24 protein-coding genes are annotated in these 26,322 nt (G+C 74.3%); 9 read left to right on the top strand and 15 right to left on the bottom strand.

Features of this window, described 5'->3' with window-relative positions; all coding sequences use genetic code 11:
- Positions 1-294 precede the first annotated feature (294 nt).
- Together SNOUR_RS04700 and SNOUR_RS04695 are read right to left on the bottom strand one after the other, a co-directional pair.
- A complete protein-coding gene (locus SNOUR_RS04700) occupies positions 295-816 on the bottom strand; it encodes a cupin domain-containing protein (RefSeq protein WP_067344114.1) in 522 nt (173 codons plus the stop codon).
- A 34-nt stretch (positions 817-850) separates the two neighbouring features.
- Positions 851-1,087: a hypothetical protein gene (locus tag SNOUR_RS04695; RefSeq protein ID WP_067344113.1), complete on the bottom strand. Its 237-nt coding sequence runs from the start codon at positions 1,085-1,087 to the stop codon at positions 851-853.
- Between the two features lie 186 nt (positions 1,088-1,273).
- Here SNOUR_RS04695 and SNOUR_RS04690 point away from each other — a divergent pair, with 186 nt between their 5' ends.
- The gene (locus SNOUR_RS04690) at positions 1,274-2,206 is read left to right on the top strand and encodes a DMT family transporter (protein ID WP_067344111.1); all 933 of its coding nucleotides are present in this window, start codon (positions 1,274-1,276) and stop codon (positions 2,204-2,206) included.
- A gap of 12 nt (positions 2,207-2,218) precedes the next feature.
- On the opposite strand, the gene SNOUR_RS04685 is transcribed toward SNOUR_RS04690, so the two are convergent.
- From SNOUR_RS04685 to SNOUR_RS04665, 5 genes are all read right to left on the bottom strand, one after another.
- Entirely contained in the window at positions 2,219-3,241 is a 1,023-nt protein-coding gene (locus tag SNOUR_RS04685) for a TolB family protein (RefSeq protein ID WP_067344109.1), read from the bottom strand.
- Positions 3,238-4,572: an MFS transporter gene (locus tag SNOUR_RS04680; protein ID WP_067344108.1), complete on the bottom strand. Its 1,335-nt coding sequence runs from the start codon at positions 4,570-4,572 to the stop codon at positions 3,238-3,240. The genes SNOUR_RS04685 and SNOUR_RS04680 overlap by 4 nt, the downstream gene beginning before the upstream one ends.
- 6 nt (positions 4,573-4,578) lie before the next feature.
- A complete protein-coding gene (locus SNOUR_RS04675) occupies positions 4,579-5,472 on the bottom strand; it encodes an alkaline phosphatase family protein (RefSeq protein ID WP_067344106.1) in 894 nt (297 codons plus the stop codon).
- A 203-nt stretch (positions 5,473-5,675) separates the two neighbouring features.
- Positions 5,676-6,635, bottom strand: coding sequence for a trypsin-like serine peptidase (locus tag SNOUR_RS04670; RefSeq protein WP_067344105.1), 960 nt, complete (start codon positions 6,633-6,635; stop codon positions 5,676-5,678).
- A gap of 116 nt (positions 6,636-6,751) precedes the next feature.
- A complete protein-coding gene (locus SNOUR_RS04665) occupies positions 6,752-7,915 on the bottom strand; it encodes a CaiB/BaiF CoA transferase family protein (protein ID WP_067344103.1) in 1,164 nt (387 codons plus the stop codon).
- Positions 7,916-8,045: 130 nt separating this feature from the next.
- Between SNOUR_RS04665 and SNOUR_RS04660 the strand changes: the two genes are divergently transcribed.
- Positions 8,046-9,464 carry a tetratricopeptide repeat protein gene (locus tag SNOUR_RS04660; RefSeq protein WP_067344102.1) on the top strand — a complete coding sequence of 473 codons (1,419 nt, stop codon included), beginning with the start codon at positions 8,046-8,048 and terminating at the stop codon, positions 9,462-9,464.
- Positions 9,465-9,480: 16 nt separating this feature from the next.
- On the opposite strand, the gene SNOUR_RS04655 is transcribed toward SNOUR_RS04660, so the two are convergent.
- The 5 genes from SNOUR_RS04655 to SNOUR_RS04635 form a co-directional block, all read right to left on the bottom strand.
- Positions 9,481-11,919 carry a SpoIIE family protein phosphatase gene (locus tag SNOUR_RS04655; protein ID WP_067344100.1) on the bottom strand — a complete coding sequence of 813 codons (2,439 nt, stop codon included), beginning with the start codon at positions 11,917-11,919 and terminating at the stop codon, positions 9,481-9,483.
- Positions 11,920-12,016: 97 nt separating this feature from the next.
- Positions 12,017-12,790, bottom strand: a complete 774-nt coding sequence (locus SNOUR_RS04650) for a uracil-DNA glycosylase (RefSeq protein WP_067344098.1) — start codon at positions 12,788-12,790, stop codon at positions 12,017-12,019.
- 57 nt (positions 12,791-12,847) lie between these two features.
- Complete coding sequence (locus SNOUR_RS04645; RefSeq protein WP_067344097.1) at positions 12,848-14,950, bottom strand: SpoIIE family protein phosphatase; 2,103 nt, start codon at positions 14,948-14,950, stop codon at positions 12,848-12,850.
- A 218-nt stretch (positions 14,951-15,168) separates the two neighbouring features.
- Positions 15,169-15,561 (bottom strand): CU044_2847 family protein, encoded by a 393-nt coding sequence (locus SNOUR_RS04640; RefSeq protein ID WP_067344095.1) that lies wholly within the window; start codon positions 15,559-15,561, stop codon positions 15,169-15,171.
- Positions 15,562-15,667: 106 nt separating this feature from the next.
- Entirely contained in the window at positions 15,668-16,612 is a 945-nt protein-coding gene (locus tag SNOUR_RS04635) for an RNA polymerase sigma-70 factor (RefSeq protein ID WP_067344093.1), read from the bottom strand.
- Positions 16,613-17,199: 587 nt separating this feature from the next.
- Between SNOUR_RS04635 and SNOUR_RS04630 the strand changes: the two genes are divergently transcribed.
- On the top strand, positions 17,200-18,660 hold the full coding sequence (locus SNOUR_RS04630; protein WP_067344092.1) for an SDR family NAD(P)-dependent oxidoreductase: 1,461 nt from the start codon (positions 17,200-17,202) through the stop codon (positions 18,658-18,660).
- Positions 18,661-18,790: 130 nt separating this feature from the next.
- Complete coding sequence (locus tag SNOUR_RS04625) at positions 18,791-19,135, top strand: MmcQ/YjbR family DNA-binding protein (protein WP_039640159.1); 345 nt, start codon at positions 18,791-18,793, stop codon at positions 19,133-19,135.
- Here SNOUR_RS04625 and SNOUR_RS04620 read toward each other — a convergent pair.
- Positions 19,122-20,168, bottom strand: a complete 1,047-nt coding sequence (locus SNOUR_RS04620; RefSeq protein ID WP_067344090.1) for a zinc-binding alcohol dehydrogenase family protein — start codon at positions 20,166-20,168, stop codon at positions 19,122-19,124. The genes SNOUR_RS04625 and SNOUR_RS04620 overlap by 14 nt on opposite strands.
- A gap of 212 nt (positions 20,169-20,380) precedes the next feature.
- Between SNOUR_RS04620 and SNOUR_RS04615 the strand changes: the two genes are divergently transcribed.
- Both SNOUR_RS04615 and SNOUR_RS04610 read left to right on the top strand, forming a co-directional pair.
- On the top strand, positions 20,381-20,647 hold the full coding sequence (locus SNOUR_RS04615) for a GlsB/YeaQ/YmgE family stress response membrane protein (protein ID WP_039629725.1): 267 nt from the start codon (positions 20,381-20,383) through the stop codon (positions 20,645-20,647).
- A 147-nt stretch (positions 20,648-20,794) separates the two neighbouring features.
- Positions 20,795-21,376, top strand: coding sequence for a TerD family protein (locus SNOUR_RS04610; protein WP_067357694.1), 582 nt, complete (start codon positions 20,795-20,797; stop codon positions 21,374-21,376).
- A gap of 113 nt (positions 21,377-21,489) precedes the next feature.
- Here the strand turns inward: SNOUR_RS04610 and SNOUR_RS04605 are convergent, their stop codons facing one another.
- Complete coding sequence (locus SNOUR_RS04605; protein WP_067344088.1) at positions 21,490-22,308, bottom strand: hypothetical protein; 819 nt, start codon at positions 22,306-22,308, stop codon at positions 21,490-21,492.
- 156 nt (positions 22,309-22,464) lie between these two features.
- On the opposite strand from SNOUR_RS04605, the gene SNOUR_RS04600 reads away from it, so the two are divergent.
- Positions 22,465-22,716 (top strand): hypothetical protein, encoded by a 252-nt coding sequence (locus SNOUR_RS04600; RefSeq protein WP_079142204.1) that lies wholly within the window; start codon positions 22,465-22,467, stop codon positions 22,714-22,716.
- A gap of 119 nt (positions 22,717-22,835) precedes the next feature.
- On the opposite strand, the gene tatA is transcribed toward SNOUR_RS04600, so the two are convergent.
- Entirely contained in the window at positions 22,836-23,180 is a 345-nt protein-coding gene (tatA, locus tag SNOUR_RS04595) for a Sec-independent protein translocase subunit TatA (RefSeq protein ID WP_067344087.1), read from the bottom strand.
- A 156-nt stretch (positions 23,181-23,336) separates the two neighbouring features.
- On the opposite strand from tatA, the gene SNOUR_RS04590 reads away from it, so the two are divergent.
- Both SNOUR_RS04590 and SNOUR_RS04585 read left to right on the top strand, forming a co-directional pair.
- A complete protein-coding gene (locus SNOUR_RS04590; protein ID WP_067344085.1) occupies positions 23,337-24,845 on the top strand; it encodes an LCP family protein in 1,509 nt (502 codons plus the stop codon).
- Between the two features lie 94 nt (positions 24,846-24,939).
- Positions 24,940-26,313 carry a hypothetical protein gene (locus SNOUR_RS04585; RefSeq protein WP_067344084.1) on the top strand — a complete coding sequence of 458 codons (1,374 nt, stop codon included), beginning with the start codon at positions 24,940-24,942 and terminating at the stop codon, positions 26,311-26,313.
- The last annotated feature ends 9 nt before the right edge of the window (positions 26,314-26,322 follow it).

Genomic DNA, 26,322 nt, shown 5'->3' with positions numbered 1-26,322 from the left:
CAACCCCAACCCCGCAGACCCGTCCCCTCCCGTGGGTGGTCATGGAAACGGTGAGCGTGCGTGCGCGCCGGTGGTCCCCTGCGGGTTCGTTGTGGAGTGGTGGCGGTGAGTGGACCACCGGCGTCAGCTCCCACTCATCGTCTTTATGACCCTCAACGGGAGGGGGCGGGCCTGCGCAGCGGATCGGCCCCGCGCAGCGGAACCGCAAGACCCCGCCGTCAGGCGGGCCCGGCGCCGCAGGCGCAAAACGAGCAACCCCCACGGCGGGGCAGCCGACAACGTGGGAGGCCCACATCAAAGCGTTGGGAGGTTCACGACGATCGCCTCCTGCGTGCTGCGGGCGATCACCACCACGGCCTCCTCGTCGGGGTGGGGATTCTCCTCACGGTGGGGCACGTAGGGCGGGACGAAGATGTAGTCGCCGGGGGCGGTCCGGAGGCGGACTTCCTCTCGGGTGCTGCTGGTGTCGTCGGCGAAGACGAATTCCGGGTGTCCCTTGACGACGTAGATCGCGGTTTCCGAGGCGCCGTGGTGGTGGTTGGCGGACGCGGTCGCGGGGGCGACGTGGGTCTGGCCCATCCAGAGGCGTTCCGAGCCGACCCGGTGGCCGCTGATCGCGGCGAAGCGTCGCATTCCGCCGGTCTGTGCGGTGTCGCCGTCCAGCGCGTCGGCGCTGATGTGGTGCAGGCGGGCCCGCAGGGGCCGGCGGTCGTCCTCGGGGGTGGGGCCGGGGTCGGGAAAGTGGGGATGGAACGCGTCGCCGGGGGCGGCCCCGGCATCGTGTGAGGCGCGGGGCGGCGGGTCGTGCGGCGTCATGGCGGTCCTCTCCTCGGGGACGGTCGGCCGGGTGTCAGCCGATCGTCACATGCTCCCATCGGGGCATCGTGCGCCGGCCGGCCAGTGCCCCCGGTGGTCCTTCCGCCGTCACCGGCCATGGCATCAGCACCGGCGAGGGCCGGCCGGGTGCGACCGTGCGTCGGGCCGAGCCGCCGGGGCTCGGGCCGGCGTGGGGGGCGGAGGTGCAGCCGGCGGCGGCGAGGGAGGCGGCGGCCAGCGCGGTGGCGAGGAGGGGAGCGATGCGGCGCACGGTCTCACCGTGCGCGAGGGGCGCCGGGTGGCCAAGCGACGCGCCGGGGTGTCACGCGGACGAACGACAGGGGCGGACCCTCCTGTACGACCGCGCGGGCGGTCCGGGTGGGCTGCGGTTAGCGTCGGGTGGACGCCGGACGGCGAGGGGCGTCGGGTGGACGTCGGTCGAGGGAAAGGTGGGCGCGTGGCCATCTGGACGGCCGTCCTGTTCGCGGTGCTCGCGGCGGCGTGCAACGCGCTGTCCACGGTGTTGCAGCGCCGCGCGGCGCGCACCGTACCGGTCGCGGGGCGGCTGCGGCTGGGCCTGATCGCCGACCTGTTGCACCGCGCGGCGTGGCTCGCGGGGATGTTGATGGTGCTGCCGGCCGCCTGCTTCCAGGCGCTGGCGCTGCTGTTCGGGCCGTTGTCGGTGGTTCAGCCGATCTTCGTGTTGGAACTCCCGTTGGCGCTGCTCATCGGCCGGGTGCTGCTGGGCGGGCCGGTGCCGGTGCGGATCTCCCGGCGCGGCTGGGCCGGTGTGGGACTGCTGGTCGTCGGGCTGGGCACGGCGCTGGCCGCCGCCGCGCCCACGGCCGGGCGCGACCACGCCCCGCTGAGCCGCTGGGTGCCGGCCCTGATCGCCTGCGGCTCGGTGATCTTCGTGACGGTCGGCGCGGGACTGCGGCGCGGGGCCGGCAGCGTCCGGGCCGCCTGCTTCGGCGCGGCGACCGCGGTCGGCTACGCGCTGGCCGCCGCGCTGCTCAAGGACGCCACGCATGCCTGGGCGAGCGGCGGTCCGGCCCGGTTCTTCACGTCCTGGCAGAGCTACGGCTTCGCGCTGACCGGCGTCCTGGCGCTGTTCATGATGGAGAACGCCATGCAGTCCGGCCCGTTGACCGCCTCGCAGCCGGTGCTCACCGTCGGCGACGCGCTGGTCAGCCTGTCCCTGGGGGTCACGCTCTTCGACGAAGAGGTCCGCGCCGGGTGGTGGCTGCTTCCCGAAGCGCTGGGCGTGGGACTCGTCCTGTGGGGCGCGGTGCTGATGTCCCAGGTCTCGCTCGCCCGCGACCTGGCGACCGGTCAGACCGGCGAACCGCTGCCCCGGACCCCGCGCGGGCGGCCCGGGCGCGGCGGCTAGCCGGTCCTTCCGTCAGCCGGCGTACGCGGGCGCGACCGCCGAGGTCATCATCCGCCGGGCGGTGCCCGAGCCGTCGGCCGGGACCGTCCACAGGTCCGAGCCGTAGTCGCCGGGCAGCGCGTAGACCAGGGTGTCGTCGCCGGACCAGAGCGCCTGGTCGTCGATGTTGCGGTGCTCGGCGGTGGCGGTCTCCTTCATGGTGGCGAGGTTCAGGACGTAGAGCCGCCAGGGGGCGTCCCGGGAGGCGCCGGGGACCCGCTTCTTGTACGCGATGCGGGTGCCGTCGGGGGCGAGCGAGGGGCACTCGACGTTCTCGTGCAGGGTGGTCAGGGTGCGGGCGGTGCGGTCGCCGCGGACGAGGTAGGTCCGGCCGCCGGTGGCGAGGGTGGCGTAGAAGCGGGTGTCGTCGGCGAAGGTGACGCCCCAGATGTTGATGTCGGAGGCGTGGTACGGGCGGCCGTCCTTGGTGACCGCGTACTCCTCCAGGTTGTCGTCGAGCGCCCAGGTGCGGGTGTCGGCGATGGCCGTGCGGGTGGAGAAGGCGGTGCCGGCGTACGAGTCCCCGCTGACGAAGACCGTCCAGGCGACGAGGTGGCCGGAGGGGGAGACCCGGGACCGGGTGGGGATGCCGGGTGCCGGGAAGCGGTGCCGCACCCGCAGGTGGGCGTCGAGCACCACCGCCCGGTAGGTGTCCGCCAGTGCGCCGCGCTCGGCCTGGAGGCAGATGCCGGTGCCGGCGGCGGCGTGGAAGCGCAGGCACTTCACACCGGAGGCGGTGCGCGGCCCGTCGGGGTGCCCGGCCGGCACCGTGGCGATCTCGTCGCGGTGCGGGCCCCAGGCCAGGTTGCGCACCAGCAACTGCCGTGCGGTGGACGGGCGGAGTGTGACGTCGCCGGTGCGGACGGTCGGGCCGTCCGCCTGCTGTTGGTCGCGGACGGCGGACCGGTCGGCGGCCCGCAGTACCGCCGCGGTGCCGACCGTCCCCAGCAGCACCACCGCGAACAGCAGCACGGCCAGACGGGTCTTCCGGTTCATCGGGGCGCTCCCTCGGTGGTACGGCGGTCGTCGTGGTCGGCGCCGCCGGGGTCGCGGTCCGCGCCCGACGGATCGCCGGTCCGCAGCAGTCGCGCGGTGCACAGCGCGGCGGCGGCGAGCGCGACGGCCGCGACCGCCAGTGCGTCCCGCCCGTCCCACAGGCTCCAGGCCGCGCCGAACGCCAGCGAGCAGACGAAGCGGGCCAGTGCCTGGCCGGTGCCCACCAGGGCCTGTCCGGCGCCCAGGTGCTCCGTCGGGACCACGCCCGCGGTGGCGGCGGCCAGCACCCCGTCGGTGGCCGCGTAGAAGGCCCCGTGCAGGACGAGCACGGCGCCCACGGTGACCGGGCCGCGCAGCGGGGAGAGCACCAGTCCGTACGCGAGGAGCAGGACGGTGTGCCCGGCCAGGAAGAGCCGGCGGCGCCCGATCCGGTCGGCGAGCGCGCCCAGCGGCACGGCGAGCAGCAGGAAGACCGCGGCGGTGCCCAGCGGCAGCAGCGGGAACAGGTCGGCGGGCACGCCCAGTTCGCGCTGGAGGAGGAGGTAGAGGAAGGCGTCGCTGACGGTGGTGAGGCCGAGCAGCGTGGCGCACAGCGTCAGCCGGCGCAGTCCGGGGCGGCGCAGCAGGGCCAGCGAGTCGCGCAGTGCGGGCCGGGCGGGCGCGGGTCCGGACGCCGGCTGCCCGGTGTCGAGTCGGGCCGGGACGAAGAGCACCAGCACCAGCACGCCCAGCGCCGCCACGCACGCGCTCACCGTGAACACCGCGTCGTAGCCGTCGACCGCGACCCGCAGCACCGCGAACGCCGTCAGCGGTCCGAGGAGCGCGCCGGCGGTGTCCATGGCGCGGTGCACGCCGAACGCCCGGCCGCGGTGCTCGGGCCGGGTGGCCAGCGAGATCATCGCGTCCCGGGGCGCGGTGCGCAGTCCCTTGCCGGCGCGGTCCGCGGCCAGCACGGAGCTGATCGCCGGCAGTCCGTGGGCGAGCAGCAGCAGCGGCTTGCACACCGCCGACAGGCCGTAGCCGATCCCGGCCACCACCTTGTGCCGGCGCCCGCCGCCGTCCGCCAGATGGCCGCCGGCGAGCCGGACCAGGGCGCCCACGCCGTTGTTGATGCCGTCCAACAGGCCGAAGCCGAGCGGTGACAGCCCGAGCGCGGTGACCACGTACAGCGGCAGCACCGCGGTGATCATCTCCGCGGAGACATCGGTGATCAGGCTGACCGCGCCGAGTGCGAGCACCGTGCCGGGCACCGCGGGCCGCCGCCCCGGGCGGGTGCTGCCCGGGGCGGCGGTGGTGCGCGTGGTGCTGTTGCGGGAGTCCGCGAGGTACACGGGCCGTTAGTTCCAGATGCCGGTGACGTCGGACGCCGATGCGGCGTTGCCGGCGTGGGTGCTCAGGCCGGCCAGGTCCTCCAGCGTGCGCAGGACGTTGTAGTGGTTGTACGTGGTGCTGCTGGAGCTGCCGGGTGCCACGTGCGCGCCGTAGAACAGCGTCGGTATGCGGTTGCCGGACAGCCGGTTGTCCTCGTCGAAGGTGACGACCAGCATGCTGTTGTGGGTCTTGGCCCACTCCGCGTAGCCGCTCAGGTTGTCCTTGATCCAGGTGTCACCGGTGCCCACCGAGCAGTCGTGCATGTCGTTGCAGAGGTCGGGGATGACGAAGGAGACCTTCGGCAGGGTGCTGTAGTCGGACGGGAACTGGTCCATCGTCTTGGCGGTGTCGGTCGGCACGTTGGAGAAGCCGAACCAGGGGTTGTGCTTCTGTGCGTAGTCCCCGCTGCCGCAGGTGGTCGAACCCTGGCTCGGCAGCCCCTCGTTGTAGCTCGCCCAGGTCTGGCCGGCAGCGAGCAGCTCGGAGGCGAGGTTGGGTGCGGACATCGAACCCACCGGCACGCAACTGTCGTCCGTGCGGCCCTGGTTGGAGCCCGAGAGGAGCATGTAGTAGTTCGGCTCGCTGGGGTGGGTGAGGGCGAACGACTGGGTGAGGTCGGCGCCGCCGGCCTTGAGGGAGTTCAGGTAGGGCGCGCTGGAGCTGCCGACCACCTGCCCGTAGGCGTGGTTCTCCAGCATCACCACGACCACGTGGTCGGGCGAGGGGAGCCCGGTGGTCTGCGCGGTCGCGGTGGCGCCGGTGGCGGCCCACAGGCCGACCGAGGCGGCGGCGAGGGCCGCCGCGCCGGCCAGCGCGGTGAGGGAACGCCGGGTGCGCTTGCGCGCCTTGACTGCGGTCATGACTGTCCTCCGGACAGAAGTGACGAGCGTATGGGGGGAAGGAGCGCGGTAACCCTAGAAGCCACCGGATGGACTCGGCCGCGTCCACCGGATGAAGAACAGACGAACGAATGACCTCTGTGGTCGAACGATGATGACCGTGAACCGGCCATCGGCACAGGGGAATTCAGGCCACCCGGCGGTCCCGCATACGCTCGGACGCGTCAGGTCGCGGTGCGCGGCGCCGCCGGCGTGTCGCCCCGCACGGCGTGCAGGTACAGCATCGCCGTGTCGAGGGTGAAGTACGAGCTGTAGGAGATGTCCGGGGTGTCCCCGCCGGTGTGGTAGCCGCCGATCACCCCGATCACGGCGTAGCCGCGGAAGTCCCGTACCAGGAACGGCCCTCCGGAGGTGCCGCCGATGTAGCCGGCGCAGGGGATCTCCAGGAAGTCCCCCGGCGCGGCCGGGTCGGTGCTGGTGTAGCGGTGCGTGGACGAGGAGCAGTCCAGCGGTTCGGGGTAGTGGGCGTCGCTGCTGCCGGGGTAGCCGATGAGCCGGACGTCGGAGTGGTCGTACCCGGGGTAGGGGAGGAGGTCGAAGCCGCCGGTCACCTGCTGGACCCGGGAGCCGTCCTCGCGAGGGCCGACCCGCACGAGCGCGTAGTCCCAGCGGGCGCCGGCGTCCGTCCCGAGGTCGTAGTAGTGCTGGTCGAGGTAGATCCGCTCGACGGGGTAGATGCCGTGCGGCTTGAGCCCGTCGTGGTACTGCGGCACGAAGGACAGGTACTTCTTCGGGTCGGGGGAGCGCAGGCAGTGTCCCGCGGTGATGACCAGGTCGCGGTGCGGGCTGCGGATCACCGTCCCGCCGCAGAACCGGCCGGTGTTGCTGCCGTCCGTCCAGAAGAACGTGCCCACCTGGGGCAGCCCCGCGAAGGGGTGGCTGGGCGGGATCGGCGTGGTGGCGGCACGGGGCCGGGGAGCCTCGGGCCCCTTGTCCACCACGGGTTCGGCGGCCTCCATGCGCCGCGCGCTCCAGTACGCGTCGACGGTGGAGGCCGGGTCTCCGGGCGCGCCGGCGGCGTGCGCGGGCGGTGCGGGTGCCGCGAGGAGTGCCAGGACGAGCACCAGCAGGGCGGCCAGCGGCGCGGGGACGGGACGGCCGCGGGCGGCGAGGGGTCTGCCCATGGACGGGTTCCTTTCGGAGGGAGGGTAGGCCCGGCCGTCGACTCCCGGACGACGGGAACCTGGCGACGGGACCGGGGACATGGTCGTACGACGGGCGGCGGCTGGCCAGAGGGCCGTCACCGCTCGCCTTCCGTTTCCCGTTCCGTGGCGTCGAGTTCCGCCAGAATGCGCGCCCGGTCCTCGTCCAGAGCCGGGATCCGGTCCATCCGGGGTTCCCGGCCGGCGACGGTGACCGGCGGCAGCAGCGCGTCCAGCGGGCCGACGGGGGAGTCCACGGTCCGCCAGCGGTCCCGGGCGGCGAGCTGCGGGTGCGCGGTGAACTCCGCGACGTCCCGCAGCCGTCCGTGGGCGATCCGGGCGCCGGCCAGCCGCCGTTCGATCTCCTCGGCCGCCAGTTGGGCGAAGCACGCCTCGATCCGCTCCCGCAGCGCCTCCCGGTGGGCGACCCGGGCGGAGTTCCGGTCGAACCGGGGATCGGTCGCCAGCTCGGGGAGCTCCAGCACCTCGGTGCAGAACGCCGCCCACTCCCGCTCGTTCTGGACGCCGAGGAAGACGCGGGTACCGTCCGCCGCGGGGTAGGGCCCGTAGGGGGCGATGGCGGCGTGCTCGGCGCCGGAGCGGGGCGGGGTGGTGCCGCCGTAGCGGGTGAAGTAGGCCGGGTAGCCCATCCATTCGCCCAGCGCCTCCAGCATCGAGACCTCGAAGGACCCGCCCCGGCCGGTGCGTTCGCGCTCGTAGAGGGCGGTCAGGATGCCGCTGTAGGCGTACATCCCGGCGGCGATGTCGGCCACCGGGATCCCGATCTTGGCCGGTTCTCGCTCCGTGCCGGTCAGCGACATCGCTCCGGCCTCGCACTGCACCAACAGGTCGTACGCCTTGGCGTGGGCATACGGGCCGCCGGTGCCGTAGCCGGAGATGCCGCACACCACGAGCCGCGGGTGGGCCGCGAGCAGCGCCGCGGCGTCCAGGCCCAGCCGTTCGGCGGCCCCCGGCGCGAGGTTCTGCACGAAGACGTCGGCCCGGGCGAGCAGCCGGTGCAGCACCGCGGCGTCCGGGGGGCTCTTCACGTCGAGCGCGAGGGACTCCTTGTTGCGGTTGAGCCAGACGAAGTGGCTGGACATCCCGCGCACCGTCTCGTCGTAGCCGCGGGCGAAGTCGCCCGTGCCGGGGCGCTCCACCTTGATGACCCGGGCGCCCAGGTCGGCGAGTTGGCGGGTGGCGAAGGGTGCCGCGACCGCCTGTTCGAGCGCGACCACGGTGATGCCGTTCAGAGGGAGCATAAGCGGACCTTTCCTGAAGAGACGGGGCGGAGCAGGGCGAGGGGGGGTACCTATGTGCCCGTGGATCCGGACGGACGGACCCATGGATCCGGCAGGATCCGACGGCACCCACGCACCCGCAGGAGTCACCATGACAGCCGACCGGCACGGGCACGCGATGACCGAGACCGACACCGAGGCCCTCGGCCACTACGAACGGGCCCTGGACGACCTGCTGTTCTTCCGCCCCGGCATCGAGGAGCCCGCACGGGCGGTGCTGACCGCCGCGCCCCGCTCCCCGATGGGCCACGCCCTCGCCGCCTATCTGGGCGTGCTGGGCACGGAGGAACAGCAGGCGGCGGCCGCCCGCGACACCTTCACCGCCTTCCGCACCGGTCTCGACCCCGCGCGCCTCACCCCGCGCGAGCGGATGCACCTGGCCGCCGCGGAGGCGTGGCTGGACGGCGACCTCGGCACCGCCGGACGGATCCTCGGCGAGATCACCGTCGCCCACCCCCGCGACGTGCTGGCCCTCTTCGCCGGCCACCAGCACGACTTCCTCACCGGCGACGCGCCGCGGCTGCGCGACCGGGTCGGTGGCGCCCTGGACGCCTGGGACGGCGACGATCCGCACTACGGCCCGCTGCTGGGCATGTACACCTTCGGCCTGGAGGAGAACGGCCACTACGCACACGCCGAGCAGACCGGCCTGGCCGCGCTGGAGCGGCACCCGCAGGACGTCTGGGCCATCCACGGCGTGGCGCACACCTACGAGATGCGCGGCCGCTTCAGCGACGGCACCCGCTTCCTGGACGCCCGCACCGACGCCTGGTCCAAGGGCACCCTGCTCACCGTCCACAACTGGTGGCACTACGCCCTGTACGCCCTGGAGTCCGGCGACACCGCCCGGGTCCTGGAGATCTACGACGCCGCGCTGCGCCACGACGAGACCCGGGACGTGGCCATGGAACTCATCGACGCCGCCGCCCTGTTGTGGCGCCTGCACCTCGCCGGGCACGAGCTGAGCGCCCGCTGGGCCGCCGTCGCCGACGCCTGGGAGCGCCGGGACGACGGCCCGTACTACGCCTTCAACGACGCCCATGCGGTGATGGCGTACGTCGGTGCCGGCCGCCCGGACCGGGCCGAGCGGCTCGTCCGGGACCGCGAGCAGTGGCTGGCGCGGACCCCGGCCGGCCCGGCGCCCGCCAACCGCACGATGACCGCCGACATCGGCCTGCCCGTCTGCCGGGCCCTGCTCGCCTACGGCCGGGGGGACTTCGCCGGCGCCACCGATCTGCTGCTGCCGGTCCGCCACCGGCTGAACGACTTCGGCGGCAGCCACGCCCAGCGCGACGCCGTCCAGCGCACCCTGGTCGAGGCCGCGCTCCGGGCCGGCCGCCACGACCTGGCCCGCACCCTGCTCAGCGAGCGCAGCCGGCTCCGCCCGATCTGCCCCTACAACTGGTCGGCCAAGGCCCGGCTGGCGGAGCAGATGGGCGCACCGGAGGCCGCGGCGGCGGCCCGGGCGCGGGCGACGGCGCAGGCGGCCGGCGCCGCGCAGGCCGGGTGAGCCGGGCCGGGCGGGGTCAGGTGGTCAGCACCTGCTCCGCCCAGATCACCTTGCCGTCGGTGGTGTAGCGGGTGCCCCAGCGGTGGGTGAACTGGGAGATCAGGAACAGCCCGCGGCCGCCCTCGTCGGTCGTCCGCGGATGCCGCAGGTAGGGCGAGGTGCTGGAGCCGTCGCACACCTCGCAGATCAGGGTGTGCTCCAGGATCAGCCGCAGCCGGATCGGCCCCGACCCGTACCGGATCGCGTTGGTGACCAGCTCGCTGACCACCAGCTCGGTGGTGAACGTCAGCGCCGGCAGGCCCCATTCGGCCAGCTGCCGGGAGGCCATCTCCCGGGACCGGCCCACCACGGCGGGGTCGGCGGCCAGTTCCCACGAGGCGAACCGGTCCGTGGCCAGCCCGCGGGTCCGGGCCAGCAGCAGCGTGACATCGTCGTGCTGCCGGCGCGGCACCAGCGCGCCGATGACCGACTCGCACAGCGCGTCGAGGGAGTCGCCGGGCGCGGCGAGGGAGTGCAGCAGCCGCTCCTTTGCCGGTTGGCCGGCCTCGCGGTCCGCGCCGGCCAGCAGCCCGTCGGTGTAGAGCGCGAGCACGCTGTCCTCTTTGACGGCCACCTCGACGGCCTCGAACGGGAGCCCGCTGACGCCGAGTTGGGGGCCGACCGGGAGCTCCGCGTAGGCGGCGGTGCCGTCGGGGGCGACGATGACCGGTGGCGGGTGGCCGGCGCTGGCCATGGTGAAGCAGCGGCCGACCGGGTCGTAGACCGCGTAGAGGCAGCTGGTGCCCGTCGCGCCGGTCTCCGTGCCCTGGCCGCCCTCCTCCGACACCCGGCTGACCAGGTCGTCGAGGCGCGCGAGGAGTTCCTCGGGGCGCAGGTCCAGGGCGGCGAGGGTCTGCACCGCGGTGCGCAGCCGGCCCATCGTGGCGATCGCGCTGATGCCGTGCCCGCGCACCTCGCCCACCACCAGCGCCAGCCGTGCCCCGGACAGCGGGATCACGTCGAACCAGTCGCCGCCCACCCCGGCCAGTTCGTCGGCCGGCCGGTAGCAGGTCGCCAGGGACAGTGCGCTGTGGTCGGCGACGCCCTGCGGCAGCAGGCTGCGCTGGAGGGTGAGCGCCGCCGCGCGCTCCCGGGTGTAGCGGCGGGCGTTGTCCAGGCAGACCGCGGCCCGGGCCACGAACTCCTCGGCCAGCCGCTGGTCGTCCGGGCCGAACGGCTCGCCGGGCGCGCAGCGGAAGAAGCTGGTGACGCCCATGGTCGTGCCGCGCGCCCGGATCGGCACCACCATCGCGGTGTGCAGGCCCTGCTCCCGCAGTTGCCGCCGCCGGCCGCCGGGGACGTCGGCGGCCCACTCCGGGCCGTGCGGGTCCAGCCACTCCACCCGCCACGACTTGCCGTCGGCCATCGCCCGGATGGGCGGGGACCAGGAGTGGTAGGACGCCAGGTCCCCGACGGCGACGACCGCTTCGGGGATGCCCGCCCGGGAGGACTGCTGGCCGCCGCGGCGCAGCGCGACCCGGTCCGCGTCGCCGGGCGGCCCGGTGAGCGGCTCCCCGCCGCGGATCACCGAGTCCAGCAGGTCCACGGTGACGAAGTCGGCGAGGTCGGGCACCGCGACGTCGGCCAGTTCCTGCGCGGTGCGCAGCACGTCCAGGGTCTGGCCGATGGCGGTGCCGGCCCGGTCCAGCAGGACCAGCCGCTGGCGGTTGCGGTACCGCTCGGTGATGTCGATGACGGTGTAACACACGCCGAGCGGGCGGCCGTTGAAGCCGTCGAGCCGGACGAAGGACATCGCGTGGGCCCGTTCGTGGCGCGGTTCGGACTGCGGGCGGCCGATGTGCTCGTAGCCCAGGACCGGTTCGCCGCTCTCCAGGACGCGGCGCATCTGCTCCTCCAACGCCTCCGCGTCGAGGCCCGGCTGGACCTCGGCCAGCCGCCGGCCGATCCGGTCCCGCGCCCGGCCGCCGCCGAACCGCTCCAGGGCGAGGTTGGACCAGACGAACCGCAGGTCGGTGTCGACCACGGCCATGCCGACCGGCGTCTGCATCAGGAGCTTCTCCAGCACCGCCCGGCTCATCTCCCAGCCCGGCAACGACGACGCCTCGGCCGCCACCGCCAGCCAGTGCGTGGCGCCCTCGCCGTCGGTCACCCGGGCCAGCTGCACCATGACGTCGACCGGGGCGCCGTTCTTGCGCCGGGCGGTGAGCGTCCCGCTCCAGCCGCCGTGCGCCCGGCACTCCGCGGCCAGCTCGGGCAGCCGGTCCGCGTCGTCCGGAGCCAACAGCGCCGCGGCGGCCCGGCCCACCACGTCCGAGGCCGGGTGGCCGAACAGCCGCTCGGCACCCTCCGGCCAGCTCTCCACGCGCCCTCGGGCGTCGCACAGCACCAGGGCGGCGTCGGCGATGTCGAGCGGTGCTCGCCGCCCACTGTGGCCGTGCTCCTCGAAGTCCACCATCTGAGCCGTTCCGTCTCTGCCGGACGAGCAGGATGCATGCGTTATGTGTGGTATTTACCCCATCTGAGGGTACTGGCCTCGGGACTTTCGGTCCCCCTCACAACCCGGCGCGTGCCCGGGCCCGGGCGAGCAGCTCCACCAGCATCTCCGGGGTGAGCGTGCGGGTGAAGGTGTTGCGCTGGCTCGGGTGGTAGCACCCGAGCACCCGCAGCTCCCCGCGCCCCGCGGCGGCCGGCAGGGCCACCTCGGCACCGTGGCCGAACGCCGGCCGCGGACGGGGCACCGGCCAGCCCGCCGCACCGAGCGCCGGCCACAGCGCCTGCCAGCCGAACCCGCCCAGCGCCACCACCACCCGCAACCCCGGCGCCAGCAGGTCCAGCTCCCGCACCAGCCAGGGGCGGCAGGCGTCCCGCTCGGCCGGCGTCGGCCGGTTCTGCGGCGGAGCGCAGTGCACCGGCGCGGTGACCCGCACCCCGTACAGCTCCAGCCCGTCGCCCCGGTGCGTGGCGGTCGGCTGCGAGGCCAGCCCCACCGCGTGCAGCGCCGCGAACAGGAAGTCCCCGGAGGCGTCGCCGGTGAACATCCGGCCGGTGCGGTTGCCGCCGTGCGCGGCCGGTGCCAGGCCCACCACCGCCAACGCCGCGTCCGCGGGGCCGAAGCCCGGCACCGGCCGCGCCCAGTACTCCCAGTCCCGGAACGCCGCCCGGCGCTCCCGCCCCACCTGCTCCCGCCAGGCCACCAACCGGGGGCAGGCCCGGCACTCCGCCACCGCGGCGTCCAGCGCCGGCAGCCCCGCGCACCCCGGCGCCCGGTGCGCCGGATACCCGCGGTCCTCCGTGTCCGGTGGGGTACCGCCCGGCTCCGGATCCATCCGTGCCCCTCCGCTCCGTACGCCGCCCGCGGACGCACCGCCTCCCGGTATACCGGGTCATGCTCCGCCGCCCGGTACGTCGGCCGTCGGGGCGAGCAGCAGCAGCGCCACGTCGTCCAGCCGTTCCGTATGGGCCCCGCGCCGGGCGAGGACGGTGTCGGCGAGGCCGCTCAGGTCCGGGTACCGCGCCGCGGCCAGATCGGCGGCCAGGGCCGCCACCCCGTCGTCCAGGTCCGTGCCGGGCCGTTCGACCAGCCCGTCGGTGTAGAGCGCGAGCACCGCCCCGGGCGGCAGGGCGACCGTGGTGGCCGCGAAGCGGGTGCCCGGCGCGACGCCCAGCAGCATCCCGGGCGGCACCCGCAGCACGTCGGTACGCCCATCGGGGTGGCGCAGCACCGGCGGCGGATGGCCGGCGCTGGCCAGGCAGGCCAGGTGTGTGCGCAGGTCGAGGTGGACGTAGAGGCAGCTGGTGAACAGGTCCGGGTCCAGGTCGGCGAGCAGCCGGTTGGTGCGGGCCAGCACCTCGTCCGGCGCTGCGCCGGCGGTCGCGTAGGCGTGCACGGCGGTGCGGGCCTGGCCCATCAGTGCGGCGGCCGCCGCGTTGTGCCCCTGGACATCGCCGATCACCGCGGCCACCTGGTGCTCGCCGAGCCGGATCAGGTCGTAGAAGTCGCCGCCGATGTCCATCCCGCGGGTCGCGGGCAGGTAGCGCGCGGCGACCTGGAGTCCGTGGACCGGCGGCAGCCGGTGCGGCAGCAGACCCGCCTGGAGGTCGTGTGCCAGCTGCTGCGCGGTGTCGTAGAGGCTGGCCCGGTCCAGGGCCTGGGCCATCAGCCCGGCCAGCGACGTCAGGACCTGTCGCTCCTCTGGGCTGAAGGTCCGCGGACGCCGGTACGCCAGGACGCAGCAGCCCACCGGGCGGCCGGAGACGATCAGCGGCAGCACCGCGCGGGCCGCCATCCCGGTCTGCCGGGCCAGCCCCGGGAAGCGGGCCTCGGTCTCCTCGGCGGAGCTGAAGAAGCTCGGCTCGCCGGTGGCCAGGGCGCGCACGGTGGGGCTCTGCGCGGTGCTCAGCGGCAGGCCCTCGAACGCCTCCACGACCTCCGGCGGATAGCCGCGCTCGGCGACGGTCCGCAGTCGGCCGGCCTCCATGGCGTACATCAGCATGCCCTGGGCGCCGAACGCCGGCACGATCTGGTCGGCGAACAGCTCGGTGACGTCCTTGACGCCCACCGCCTCGGTGAGCGCGGCCGCCAGGTGCAGCACGTGGTACATCTGCCCGGCCCGCAGCGGGATGGCCTCCGTGGGCCAGCGGGTCTCCGGGCGCGGCTCCTCGTCCGAGGTGCTGATCCACACGCTCACCCCGCGGCCGTCCGGGAACAGCCGGAACGCCAGCCACTGCGCCGGCGGGCGGCAGGCGGTGAACGAGACCGGGCGGCGGCTCAACACCGCCGCGCGGCAGCGGTCCTCGAAGGCCGGGCTGGCCAACCAGGGCAGCACCTCCCACGGCCGGGCACCGCGCAGCGCGTCCGCGTCCACGCCCAGCAGCACCGCCGCGCCGGCACTGAGCATGGTGACCCGGCCCTCCAGGTCGAGCGCGCAGCCGCCGCCGGGCAGCCGCTCGACGTAGTCGACCGCGGCCAGCGCCTCGTCGGGGCCGACGACGCGGGCCGGGGGCTCCGGGACCACCAGCGGCCCGTCGGGGGTGCCGCCACCGGGCAGCAGCGCGGCCAGTCGCCGGCAGGCGGCCTCGAACGCGGTGCGCTCGGCCGCCGACAGCTCGGATCCGTGGCCGGCCGGCCACAGCAGCACCACCGCGCCCCGGCAGCCGGTCCCGTCGTCCAGCGGTGCCGCGCCCAGCGCGAAGTCGTACGGCAGTGCCACTGCCGTACGGGGGAAGTCCCGGGCCAGTTGCTGGTGGTCGGCCGCCCACACCAGCCGCTGCCGGCGCGCCGCGATCGCCACCGGGATGGGGGCCGCCAGCGCGATCCGCCGCCAGGGCTCCAGCACCGGCGGCGGGATCCCGCTCAGCGCGGTCAGCCGCAGCACCGGCGCGTCCGGCGCCAGCGCGTAGACCATGGCCGACGAGGCCCCGGTCTCCGCCCTCGTCCGCAGCAGTTCCTGGCCCAGCGGAGCCTTCTCGGCCCCGCCGGTCGTCATGGCGCACCTACCCACAGCCGCGGCACAGTGCTGACGTTACGCCGCCGGGCGGGGTGCGGCCTCGCCGGAGCGAGTGCGGGGATCACCGCTCCGGTGCGGCAGCTCCTCGCCCGGTTCGACGGCCGGCGGCAGCGTCGATGAAGTGGTGGAATTCTCGTTCCGGACTGCGAAAGTTCGATATTTCGCTATGGGGTCGGGGGCAGCGGTGCACCGACCCGTCACTCGGCCTGCTGCGGCCGCCAGGTGGCGGTGATCGTCAACGAGGCCCGCCCGTTGGCCCCGACGATGCCGAGCTTGAGGTCCTGGCCGATCTGCACCCCGAACTGCACCGACATCTGGTCCGGGGGCTGTTCGGCGGAGGCGACCGCGTCATGGATCTCCTGGAGCAGCGGGCCCAGCGGCCGGAGCGTGGTGCGCAGCGCCGCCACCGCGGTCGCCGCGGCCCGCTCGCCGCCGCGCGCCATCGGCACCAACGCCTCGATCCCGTGCGGCAGATCGGCCGTGGGGTCCCCGTCGGGGGAGTCCGCCGGCCGGGGCGCGCCGTGCGCCGGAGCGAGCTCCAAGCGGATGGATGTTCCATCGGCGAGGGTGAGTTCAGCGTGATTCGGCACGCCCCCATTGTGTCGATCGCCGGTGATCATGGCAGCGGAACGACGCGTTCGCCGCAGCCGGTGGGCGCGGCGGCGGGCCGGGGGCCAGCGGACGGCGGGGCGATCGTCAACTCCCCGTGGCGTCCGGCCCTTGGGCGGCGCGGCGCGCCGCGTTCGCCTCGCGGAGGGCCGCCCAGGCGTCCGCCACCGGGCCCACGTGGCCGAGCTTGTCGGGGTTGAGGACCGCCCGGATCGCCTGGATCTGCCCGTCCAGGATGTCGAGCGCCCAGGCGCCGAGGACCTTTCCGTCGCGGTCGCGGAAGATCGCGCCCGGATGCCGGTTCACCTCGCACGGCTCCACGACGCCGTCGATCCCGGTGAACCACGGGGCGAATGCGGCGAGCAGCCGGGCCACGTTCTCGACGCCGAAGGCGCCCCGCCCCCACAGCGGGGCCTTGCCGCCGGCGTCGCCGACCGCCTGCACATCGGCGGCCAGCAGCTCCCGCAACCCGTCGACGTCGCCCTCCTTGAAGGCGTCGAAGAACCGCCCGGCGAGTTCCTCGTGCTCGGTGCGGTCGGCCTCGAACCGGGGCCGGCCGGCCGCCACGTGGCGCCGTGCGCGCACGGCGAGTTGACGGCACGCGGCCTCCGAACGCCCCACCGCCGAGGCGATCTCCGGGAAGCCGAAGGCGAAGACGTCCCGCAGCACGAAGACCGCGCGCTCCAGCGGACTGAGCCGCTCCAGCAGCACCAGGGCCGCCATCGACAGCGAGTCGGCCAGCTCCGCCGAGCGCTCCGGGTCCTGGTAGGGGTCGGACAGCAGCGGCTCGGGGAACCACGGCCCGACGTACTCCTCGCGCCGGACCCGCGCCGAGCGCAGCACGTCGATCGCGATCCGGGTGACCACGGCCGACAGGAACGACTTGGTCGACGTGGGCCGGGTCGGGGTCGCCTCGTAGCGCAGCCAGGTGTCCTGGACGGCGTCCTCCGCCTCGCTCACGCTGCCGAGGATGCGGTACGCGATCGAGAACAGCAGCGGTCGCAGCCGCTCGAACTCCTCGGCCCGGGGCATGCCGGTTCCGCCTGCTCGCCGCCGGGCCGTCCGGCGTGCGTCACAACCGTCGCGGTCGTCCGGTGCGCCCTCCCGTCCGGCCGGGGCGCGGCCGTCGTCGCACCGACCCGACGCCGCCGGATCCGTCCCGTCCGTCCCGTCCGTCCCGTCCGTCCCGTCCGTGTGATCCGTGCGGCCCGTCGTGGCCGTCTCCGCCGCCTCCACCGTCTCGGCCGCACGCGTCGTGGTGGCCGTCGCCGGCCCACCGCATGTCACCGGTCGCCGTCCCACGACCCCGCCCCCATCTGCCGCGCACACTCGCATGACCAGCGCCTTCCGGATTCCCGAAGCTGTCTTCGTCACCTGGGACGAGACAGCCCGGCCGGCCGTGACATGGCTCGGCCCGCAGCGGGCGGGGAGGTCGGGTGCACCTGCCCGTGCGGTGCCGCGGGACGGGAACCCGCGGGACGGTCCGCCGACCGGGGGTGCGATCCCCGTCTTTGGGTGGGGGCGCGGAAGTCAAGTAAAGTTCCGCCGAAGCTCGAACATGCGGTCCCGAGGGCCCAAGGCCCCGAGAGACCGAACGATCCAGGAAAGCGGCAGCGGCGATGACGGTGATCGAAGAAGACCGGGCCGAGGGCGCCGGAATCGACGCGGAGCGGATGGCGATCTGCCTGAGCGTCCTGGAGGAGCTGGACGAGCTGCCGGTGGACCACCCCGACGCGATCACCATACGGCGGGCCACCGCCGGCATCTTCCGCGAGGTCAAGCGCCGCCGCCGGCAGGAGCGCCGGTCCGCCAAGACCGCCCACGACAAGGCGGTCACCGAGGCCACCGCCACCGGCGCCGCCGACCGCATCGACGACGAGACCATGGGCCGCGCCCTGGCCAGCTCGGTGAGCTCGGAGCTCGCCGGCATCCTGGAGCGCCCCCGCAGCTGCTACGTCTGCAAGACCCGCTACGTCGAGGTCGACGCCTTCTACCATCAGCTGTGCCCGTCCTGCGCCCACGAGAACCGGGCCCGTCGGGAGGCCCGTACGGACCTCACGGGGCGGCGGGCGCTGCTCACCGGCGGCCGGGCCAAGATCGGCATGTACATCGCGCTCCGGCTGCTGCGGGACGGCGCCCACACCACGATCACCACCCGTTTCCCCAACGACGCGATCCGGCGCTTCACGGCGATGCCGGACAGCGCGGAGTGGCTGCACCGGCTGAAGATCGTCGGCATCGACCTCCGCGACCCGTCGCAGGTCCTCTCGCTCGCCGAGACGGTCGGCGCCGAGGGCCCGTTGGACATCCTGATCAACAACGCCGCGCAGACCGTGCGCCGCTCGCCCGAGGCGTACGGCAGGCTGATCGAGGCCGAGTCGGCGCCGCTGCCCGCCGGGGAGCTGCCGACCTCCGTCGTCCTCGGCCGCTTCGGCAGCGGCGCCCCCGCGCTGCCCGCCGTGGCGCCCGGCGGGGCGACCGAGCTGACCGCGGAGAACCTCACCGCCCTCGCGCTGACCAGCGGCTCCGCCTCGCCCGCCCGGATCGAGGCGGGCACCGCGATCGACGCCGGCGGCCTGGTGCCGGACCTGCACGCGACCAACAGCTGGATCCACACGGTGGACGAGGTCGACCCGGTCGAGCTGCTGGAGGTCCAGCTCTGCAACATGACCGCGCCGTTCCTGCTGGTCAGCAAGTTGCGCCCGGCGATGGCCGCTTCCAAGGCGCGCCGTAAGTACGTGGTGAACGTCTCCGCGATGGAAGGCCAGTTCAGCCGCGGCTACAAGGGGCCGGGCCACCCGCACACCAACATGGCCAAGGCCGCGCTCAACATGCTCACCCGCACCAGCGCCCGCGAGATGCTGGAGACCGACGGCATCCTGATGACCGCGGTCGACACGGGCTGGATCACCGACGAGCGCCCGCACCCGGACAAGATGCGCCTGGCCGACGAGGGCTTCCACGCCCCGCTCGACCTGGTGGACGGCGCGGCCCGGGTCTACGACCCGATCGTCCGCGGCGAGCAGGGCGAGGACGTCCACGGCTGCTTCCTCAAGGACTACGCCCCGTCCCCCTGGTGAGCCCCCGACGGGCCCGGTGGAGCGGGGAGCGCGGGGCGCCGGCGCGGTGCCCCGCTCCGGCGGTCCGGGGGCGTCCCGCGTGGAGATCATCGCACCGTACGCTGGTGACGTGACCCCCGTATCCGGCTCCGTGCCCGACTCCGACGACGTCCGCCGCATCGCGCTCGCCCTCCCGCAGACCGCGGAGAAGCAGGCATGGGGGATGCCCACCTTCCGGGTCGCCGGGAAGATGTTCATCACCGTGCCGGACGACGAGACCTCGTTCGCCGTGCGGTGCCCGATGCACGAGCGGGGCGAACTGATCGCGGCGGAGCCGGAGAAGTTCTGGGTACCGCCCCACGAGGCGGGGTCGAACTGGGTCCGGGTGCGCCTGGCCGCCCTCGACGACCTCGACGAACTCCGCGACATCCTCGTCGACTCCTGGAAGCAGGCGGCCCCCGCCGACCTCGTCGCGGCCTACCTCACGACGGACTGAAATCCGGGTCGGGCAGCAGCACCGCCGCCCCCTGGACCCGGTCGCCCGCCAGGTCGCCGAGCGCCTCGGGGGCCCGGCCCAGGGGATACGGCGTGGTCGTCACGCGGATCCCGATCCGTGCCGCGGTCTCCAGGAACTCCCGCCCGTCGCGCCGGGTGTTCGCCGTCACGCTGCACAGGTTCCGTTCGTAGAAGAGGTGTTCCTGGTAGGTGAGCGGGGGGATGTCGGTGAGGTGGATGCCGGCGACGGCGAGCGTCCCGGAGCGGTCCAGCGCCGCCAGCGCCACCGGCACCAGGTCGCCCACCGGTGCGAAGAGGATGGCGGAGTCCAGTGGCTCGGGCGGGCGGTCGTAGGCGTCGCCGGTGGACACCGCGCCCAGTTCGCGCGCCAGTTGGCGGGCCCGCGCGGATCGGGTGAGCACATGCAGCCGGGCCCCTTCGGCCAGCGCGACCTGCGCGGCCAGGTGTGCCGAGCCGCCGAAGCCGTAGATGCCCAGCCGCCCGCCCGGTGGCAGCGCGCACCGCCGCAGCGCCCGGTAGCCGATGATCCCCGCGCAGAGCAGCGGTGCCAGCGTCGCCGCGTCCTGCGACTCCGGCAGCGGGTAGGCGTAGTCCGCCGCGAGCAGCGTCAGGTCCGCGAATCCGCCGTCCGCGTCCCACCCGGTGTACCGCGAGGCGGGGCAGAGGTTCTCGGCGCCGGACCGGCAGTACCGGCACTCCCCGCAGGTGGCGCGCAGCCAGGCCCCGCCCACCCGGTCGCCGGTCCGGAACCGCGTCACCGCCGCACCCGCGGCAGCCACCCGGCCCACGATCTCGTGTCCCGGTATGGTCGCCGGCCGGTGCGGTGGAAGATCACCCTCAGCGAGATGCAGATCCGTACGACAGACACCGCAAGCCTCCACCTTCACCAGCAGGTCCCCGGGCCCCGGCTCCGGAACGGGCCGGCGCACCGCCGTCAGCGGCCCGGAGGCAACCGGCCCCGGCCGCTCGACGGCCCACCCGGACAGCGTCTCCGGGAGCGCGGCGCACGCCATGCCTCCAGCGTCCCGCCCGCCCGCCACCCGGGCAAACGCTGCACGGACCGCCCTGGCTCGTTCGCGCCCAACCAACTTCTACAGTGATGTAGATTTTCGGTCCGTACGCAACGGCGGTCGTCATCAGGGCGTCCTTGGAGAGCGACGTCCGTTACGCGGCGAGGGCCGTGGACGGCGACCGCCGTGGACAACGACCGAGGAGAGGATGTCCCGTGGGCATCATCAGCTGGATCGTGCTCGGGCTCCTGGCCGGGGCGATAGCCAAGTTCCTGCTTCCCGGACGCGATCCGGGCGGCCTGGTGGGCACCACGCTCATCGGCATCGCCGGTTCGTTCATCGGCGGCTGGCTGTCGGCGAAGTTCCTGCACCGACCGATCGCGCACAACTTCTTCGACCTCGCCACCTGGGTCGCGGCCGTCGCCGGCGCCCTGGTCCTGCTCATCGTCTACCGGTTGCTGTTCGGCAACTCCCGGAACTGAACGGGTGCCCGGTCCGGCGGCCGGCGGCGGCCTCCGGGCCGCGGTGTCGGCCCCTCCCGCGAGCCGACCTGCGGATCGGTCGGCGGAAGCCGGAACTGCCGTGCCGGTGTATCCGTTTCCACTGGAGACCGACATATGGGGAATCAGATGAGTGTGAACTTGAGCAAGGGCCAGAAGGTCAGCCTGAGCAAGTCCGACGGCGGCGCGCTGAGCGTGGTCCGGATGGGCCTGGGCTGGCAGGCCGCGCGCCGCAAGGGCTTTCTCGCCCGGCTCACCGCCCGGGAGATCGACCTCGACGCCTCGGCGGTGCTCTTCGCCGGCCAGCAGCCCGTCGACGTCGTGTTCTTCAACCACCTCGTGAGCGACGACGGCTCGGTGCGCCACACCGGCGACAACCTCGTCGGCGGCGCGGGCCAGGGGGGCGACGACGAGTCGATCCTGGTGGACCTGGCACGCGTGCCGGTCCATGTCGACCAGATCGTCTTCACCGTCAACTCCTTCACCGGGCAGACCTTCCAGGAGGTGGAGAACGCCTTCTGCCGCCTGCTGGACGAGACCAGCGGCCAGGAGCTGGCCCGCTACTCCCTCTCCGGCGGCGGCTCGCACACCGCCCAGATCATGGCCAAGGTCTTCCGGTCGGGCGGCGGTTGGGAGATGGCGGCGCTCGGCGCGCCCGCGCACGGCCGCACCTTCGAGGATCTGATGCCCACCATCGCCGCGCATCTGTGAGTTCCCGGTCCGCGCGCTCCCGGCCCGCCGGTGCCGGGAGGGCCGCGGATCGGCGGCCGTGGGCGTAGCCGGACGGTGCCGACGCCGCCGAGGGGTTTCCTCGACGGCTCCGGTCAGGGCGCCCCGGGCGCCGTCGGCCCGGAGAAGCCCGGGCTGCCGAAGTCGGGCGCGGTGAAGTCCGGGGCGGCGTAGTCGGGAGAGCTGAAGCCGCGGCCGTCGGCCGATGTCGGACGGGCCTCACCCGCGCCGCCGGCCACCCCGGCCGTGGCCGGACGGGGAAGCGCCGGTCGCCCGAGGGGTCTCCCGCCGCTGGTCGCGGTATCGAGCCGACCGAGCAGGAACGGCATGATCCCCCGCTCCAGCAGGGCCAGTTGCCAGGCTTCGTGCGCCCGCGCGACGTGCGGATCGGCCTCGGCGGGCGTGTGGGCGTCGGCCGCCGCACGGTTGCGCGAAGCCGTCACCAGCATCCAGGCCAGCCCGATCAGGACCGCCACGCCGGCGACCCCGGCGGACGTCCAGCCCGCCGTGAGCAGTTCGTCGGCGAGCGTGGACGGCGCGGCCACCGTGTGCAGCCCGAAACCGAACAGCAGGAAGACGACCGCGGCGGTGGCGGCCAGGCTGGGCACCAGCACTCCCAGCGCGGGCAGCACCCCGCCGCTCCGGGACGACGTCCCGGCGGCGGGCGGGGGCGGCACCGGCCGCGGGGCGTCGGCCGCGGCGGCGCGCTCCCGGACGAGCTCGCGGTATTCGGCGGTCGCGGTGGCGGCGAGGGTGTCGCGCGCCCCGAGCGCCGCGCTGCGCAGCTGCTCGGCATTGAGCGAACCGGCCGTCTGCGACAGTGCCGCCCTGATCTCCGGGGAGCTCAGGGCCTGGTCCACGGTGCGCTCGAATGCGGTGGTGTCCGGTGCCTGTAAGCGGTCGTTCTGGTGCACGTGTATTCCCCGATGGGTCGAGAGTCAAGGTTGCCCGACGGTCCGGTCCGGTGCCGGGCCGCGCGGCCCGGACGAGGGCCATGTCGGGCCACTGTCCGGACAACGCGGCGCACCTCTTGATGGTTCCCTGATTGCGCAATCCCTAAAGTGTTGCTCATGGATGACATGAAGGCGATGCGGGACATGGCGGACGTGGAGCCGTGGGAGACGGCGGTGCTCTTCGGCGGGCCCGCCGACGGGGTGCGGCTGCGCCTGGCCGGCCGGCCGAGCGTGCTGCAGGTGAGCCACCCCTGCCGGGTCGAGAACGCCCCGGACGGGATACAGATCGCGGCGCTGCACATCTACCGCCGCGACCTGAAGGTGAAGAGCGAGCCGCTGCGGTACGGCTTCGACGGGGTGAGCCCGTGAAGCGGGGCCAACTCCGCGTGCAAGGTGGACCCTTGAGGGGTGGTCCTTGAGGAGTGGTCCCCCGAGGGGGAGTTGGCGCGCACCGCATCCGGCTGTCGGGCGTCCGCTGCCGCCCCGCCTCACGGTGCCGGGTGCGGTCCGGCCTCCCGGTCCGTACGGGCGGCGGCCGGGTGCTCGGAGGCGACGCCGCCGGGTGCCGCCCCGGTCGTGCCGGCGGTGGCGGGAGCGCCGGGTGCCGGGTGCAGCGTGCGCGGTGCCTCCATCGGCTCCTGTGGGCCGTGCGCGTACGTGGTGGTGGGCGGCGTTCCGTCGTCGTCCTTCATCGCCTTGGTCTCGCTCTTGAGGATGCGCAGCGACTTGCCCAGCGCGCGGGCGGTGTCCGGCAGCTTCTTGGAGCCGAAGAGGAGGATCACCACAAGTGCCACGACCAGCAGATGCCAGGGTTCCAGTCCGTTGCGCAGCATCGCTGCCACCCTTCTCTCGTTGTCACCACGGTCGGTTTCTGCGCCCGGTCGCGTGGGTCCGGCCGCGGGTATCACTTGCTACATTGCGCAACTGTATAACCCTGGGCGGGGGAGAGCCTTCTGCCGGCAGGAAAACGCACGGACGAGGGTGCACACGTGACACGCAGCCACACCGCAGGCGCCGCACACGGGGGCGGGGACGGGGCCGCCGGAGAGGGGCGGCGCGGGCTCGGCGGGATCCGGGCGGCGGCCGCGCTGACCCTCTCGCTCCTGGTGCTGCTGATCGCCGGCGCGGGCTGGGTCTACCTCCAGCTCAACGGCGACATCAACACCTTCGGCGCGGACGGCCTCAGTGCGAACCGGCCCGCCGCGGGCGGCGGCAGCAACGTCCTGGTGATCGGCTCCGACTCGCGGGCCGGCGGCAACCGCCGACTCGGCGGCGGCGAGGGCGACGTGGGGCGCTCGGACACCGCGTTCCTGCTGCACGTCTACGGCGACGGCCGGCACGCGCTCGCGGTGTCCTTCCCCCGGGACACCCTGGTGGAGATCCCGCCGTGCCGGCTGCCCGACGGCCGATGGACCCCGCCGCAGTCCGACGCGATGTTCAACTCCGCGTTCACCGTGGGCCGCACGACCAAGGGCAACCCCGCCTGCACCCAGAACACCGTGGAGCAGCTCACCGGGCTGCGGGTGGACCACACCGTCGTCGTCGACTTCGCGGGCTTCGCCGCGCTGACCACCGCCGTCGGCGGGGTGCCCGTCTGCCTGCCCCAGGACGTCTACCAGGGGGACCTCGACCCGAACCGGGGGGCCCGCGGCGGGCTGGTCTTCGCCCGGGGCCCGCAGACCGTCTCCGGCCAGCGGGCACTGGACTACGTACGCCTCCGGCACGGCATCGGGGACGGCTCCGACATCGGCAGGATCAAGCGGCAACAGGCGTTCACCGCCGCGCTGATCAAGAAGGTCAGGTCCCACGGCATGAACCCGTCCGCGCTGCTCCCGCTGGCCCGGGCGGCCACCGCGGCCCTGACCGTGGACCCCGGACTGGGCTCCGCGGACCGGCTCCTGGCCTTCGCCCTGTCGATGCGGGACGTCGACCTGCACAACACCACGTTCCGGACCCTGCCCTGGCGCTACCAGGGTGCCCGGGTCGCGATCGTCCACCCGGACGCCGACGAGCTGTGGGCCGGGCTGCGCGCCGACCGCGCCGTGGACGGCCGGGCCGCCGGCGGCACCGGTGCCCCGGACGACGGCAAGGCCCCGCCGCCCGTCCCGACGCCGGACGCCGCACCGACCGTGGCCGGCATCGGCGTCGCGGTCTACAACGGCACCAGCGTCCCCGGGCTCGCCGCGCACGCCGCCGCCGAACTGCGCGCGGCTGGCTTCGAGATCACCCGGACCGCCACCGCCGCCGGTCAGCAGCACACCACCACCGTCATCGGATACGGCCCCGGCCGGCAGGAGCCCGCCCGGACCGTCGCCCGGTACTTCCCCGGTGCGGTCCTCCAGCAGGCCGCCGCCCCCGGTGTCCGCGTCACCCTCGGCCGGGACTACGCCGACCGGCCCGCCCTCGGCGCCGGCGCCCCGACCACCCCGCCGGGAAGCGCGGGCGGCGCCGCCCGCTCCGCCGCCGACGACCCGTGCTCCGATCTCTCGTACGGTTAGCCGCAGCGCATCGCGCGGCGATGACCGGCACCGGTACGTCACCTCTTGCCCATGTCCCCTGTATCACCATGATGTCGAGGAGAAGATCAGCCCTATGTCCGCCCTTCGCCGGCCATCGCCCGGCGCTCTGCCCAGACTCCTGACCGGCCTGCTGTTGGCGGCCCTGGTGCTGCTCGTCGGGGCGGCCGCCCTGCCGCAGCCCGCCCACGCCGCCGGCACCGGCCTCGACACCGTCGCCGAGGCGCTCAAGAAGAGCCCGGTGTACGTCGATCCGCGGGTCCGCGACCAGCTCCCGGACGCCGACCGCAACGCCCTCGCGGAGAAGATACGGAACGCCGACAAGCCGGTCTTCGTCGCCGTCCTGCCGGACGCCCCCGAATTCCCCCGGGCGACCCTGATGCGGGACCTGCGCACCAAGGTCGGCATCACCGGCGTCTACGCCGTCCACATCGGCGCCAACGGCTTCAACGCCGGCGCCGACCGACAGGTCCTGCCCCACAACGCGGCGGTCAACCTCAAGGACGCCGCGCAACATTCCCACATGGGCGACACCAAGGGCATGGTCACCGAGTTCGCCCAGCAGGCGGCCGCCCAGGCGCACGGCGCGGCACCCTCCTCCTGGAACGACGGCGAAGGCGGCGGCTCGGCCACCGGCCTGCTCATCGGCGGTGCCGTGGTGGTGGCCGGCGGCGTGGGCGGCTACGCCCTCCTGCGCCGCGCCAGGAAGCAGCGCGAGGAGCGGGAGCGCGCCGAACTGGACGCCCTGCGGGTGGTCGTCGACGAGGACATCACCGCCTTCGGCGAGGAACTGGACCGCCTCGACTTCAACCCGTCCGAGCCCGGCGCCACCGACGCCATGCGCACCGACTACACCAGCGCCCTGGACGCCTACGACCTCGCCAAGACGCGGATGGCCGAGGCCCGCCGCCCCGAGGACGTCCGCCCGGTGACCGAGGCCCTTCAGGACGGCCGGTTCGCGCTGGCCACCCTGGCCGCCCGCCGCACCGGCGCCCCGCTGCCCGAGCGCCGACTGCCCTGCTTCTTCGACCCGCGGCACGGCCCCTCCACCGCGGACGTCCAGTGGGCCCCGCCCGGCGGTGCCCCGCGCCCGGTCCCGGCCTGCGCCGCCGACGCCACCCGCGTGGCCGACGGCCTGGAGCCGATGTCCCGCACCGTCCAGACCCCGGGCGGGCCGCAGCCCTACTGGGACGCCGGACCGGCCTACTCGCCGTGGGCCGGTGGCTACTTCGGCGGCGGCGGTGTGCTCACCGCCATGGTCGCCGGGACCGTGCTCGGCTCGGTGCTCAGCGCCCCGAGCGCGTACGCCGACTCCCCGTCGTTCTTCAACGGCCCCGAGGGCGGCAGCGAATCCGGCGCCGACTTCAACGCGGCCGACTTCGCGGGCGGCTTCGGCGACGGCGGCGGCTTCGACGGTGGCGGGTTCGACGGCGGAGGCGGCGACTGGTGAGCCGCCCGC

It is taken from the genome of Streptomyces noursei ATCC 11455, assembly GCF_001704275.1.
GTDB lineage: Bacteria > Actinomycetota > Actinomycetes > Streptomycetales > Streptomycetaceae > Streptomyces > Streptomyces noursei.
The sequence above is the reverse complement of the archived record's forward strand: the minus strand, read 5'-3'. Positions and strand labels throughout refer to the sequence as shown.

Excerpts from the sequence above, each read along its gene's own strand:
- SNOUR_RS04630 (WP_067344092.1), top strand. The coding sequence starts at position 17,200 with ATGACGGTGATCGAAGAAGACCGGGCCGAGGGCGCCGGAATCGACGCG.
- SNOUR_RS04700 (WP_067344114.1), bottom strand. The coding sequence starts at position 816 with ATGACGCCGCACGACCCGCCGCCCCGCGCCTCACACGATGCCGGGGCC.
- SNOUR_RS04585 (WP_067344084.1), top strand. The coding sequence starts at position 24,940 with ATGTCCGCCCTTCGCCGGCCATCGCCCGGCGCTCTGCCCAGACTCCTG.
- SNOUR_RS04650 (WP_067344098.1), bottom strand. The coding sequence starts at position 12,790 with ATGGATCCGGAGCCGGGCGGTACCCCACCGGACACGGAGGACCGCGGG.
- SNOUR_RS04670 (WP_067344105.1), bottom strand. The coding sequence starts at position 6,635 with ATGGGCAGACCCCTCGCCGCCCGCGGCCGTCCCGTCCCCGCGCCGCTG.
- tatA (WP_067344087.1), bottom strand. The coding sequence starts at position 23,180 with ATGCTGCGCAACGGACTGGAACCCTGGCATCTGCTGGTCGTGGCACTT.
- SNOUR_RS04620 (WP_067344090.1), bottom strand. The coding sequence starts at position 20,168 with ATGGCGTGCGCCGCGCTCCCGGAGACGCTGTCCGGGTGGGCCGTCGAG.
- SNOUR_RS04660 (WP_067344102.1), top strand. The coding sequence starts at position 8,046 with ATGACAGCCGACCGGCACGGGCACGCGATGACCGAGACCGACACCGAG.
- SNOUR_RS04655 (WP_067344100.1), bottom strand. The coding sequence starts at position 11,919 with ATGGTGGACTTCGAGGAGCACGGCCACAGTGGGCGGCGAGCACCGCTC.
- SNOUR_RS04685 (WP_067344109.1), bottom strand. The coding sequence starts at position 3,241 with ATGAACCGGAAGACCCGTCTGGCCGTGCTGCTGTTCGCGGTGGTGCTG.
- SNOUR_RS04665 (WP_067344103.1), bottom strand. The coding sequence starts at position 7,915 with ATGCTCCCTCTGAACGGCATCACCGTGGTCGCGCTCGAACAGGCGGTC.
- SNOUR_RS04645 (WP_067344097.1), bottom strand. The coding sequence starts at position 14,950 with ATGACGACCGGCGGGGCCGAGAAGGCTCCGCTGGGCCAGGAACTGCTG.
- SNOUR_RS04600 (WP_079142204.1), top strand. The coding sequence starts at position 22,465 with ATGGATGACATGAAGGCGATGCGGGACATGGCGGACGTGGAGCCGTGG.
- SNOUR_RS04610 (WP_067357694.1), top strand. The coding sequence starts at position 20,795 with ATGAGTGTGAACTTGAGCAAGGGCCAGAAGGTCAGCCTGAGCAAGTCC.
- SNOUR_RS04635 (WP_067344093.1), bottom strand. The coding sequence starts at position 16,612 with ATGCCCCGGGCCGAGGAGTTCGAGCGGCTGCGACCGCTGCTGTTCTCG.
- SNOUR_RS04675 (WP_067344106.1), bottom strand. The coding sequence starts at position 5,472 with ATGACCGCAGTCAAGGCGCGCAAGCGCACCCGGCGTTCCCTCACCGCG.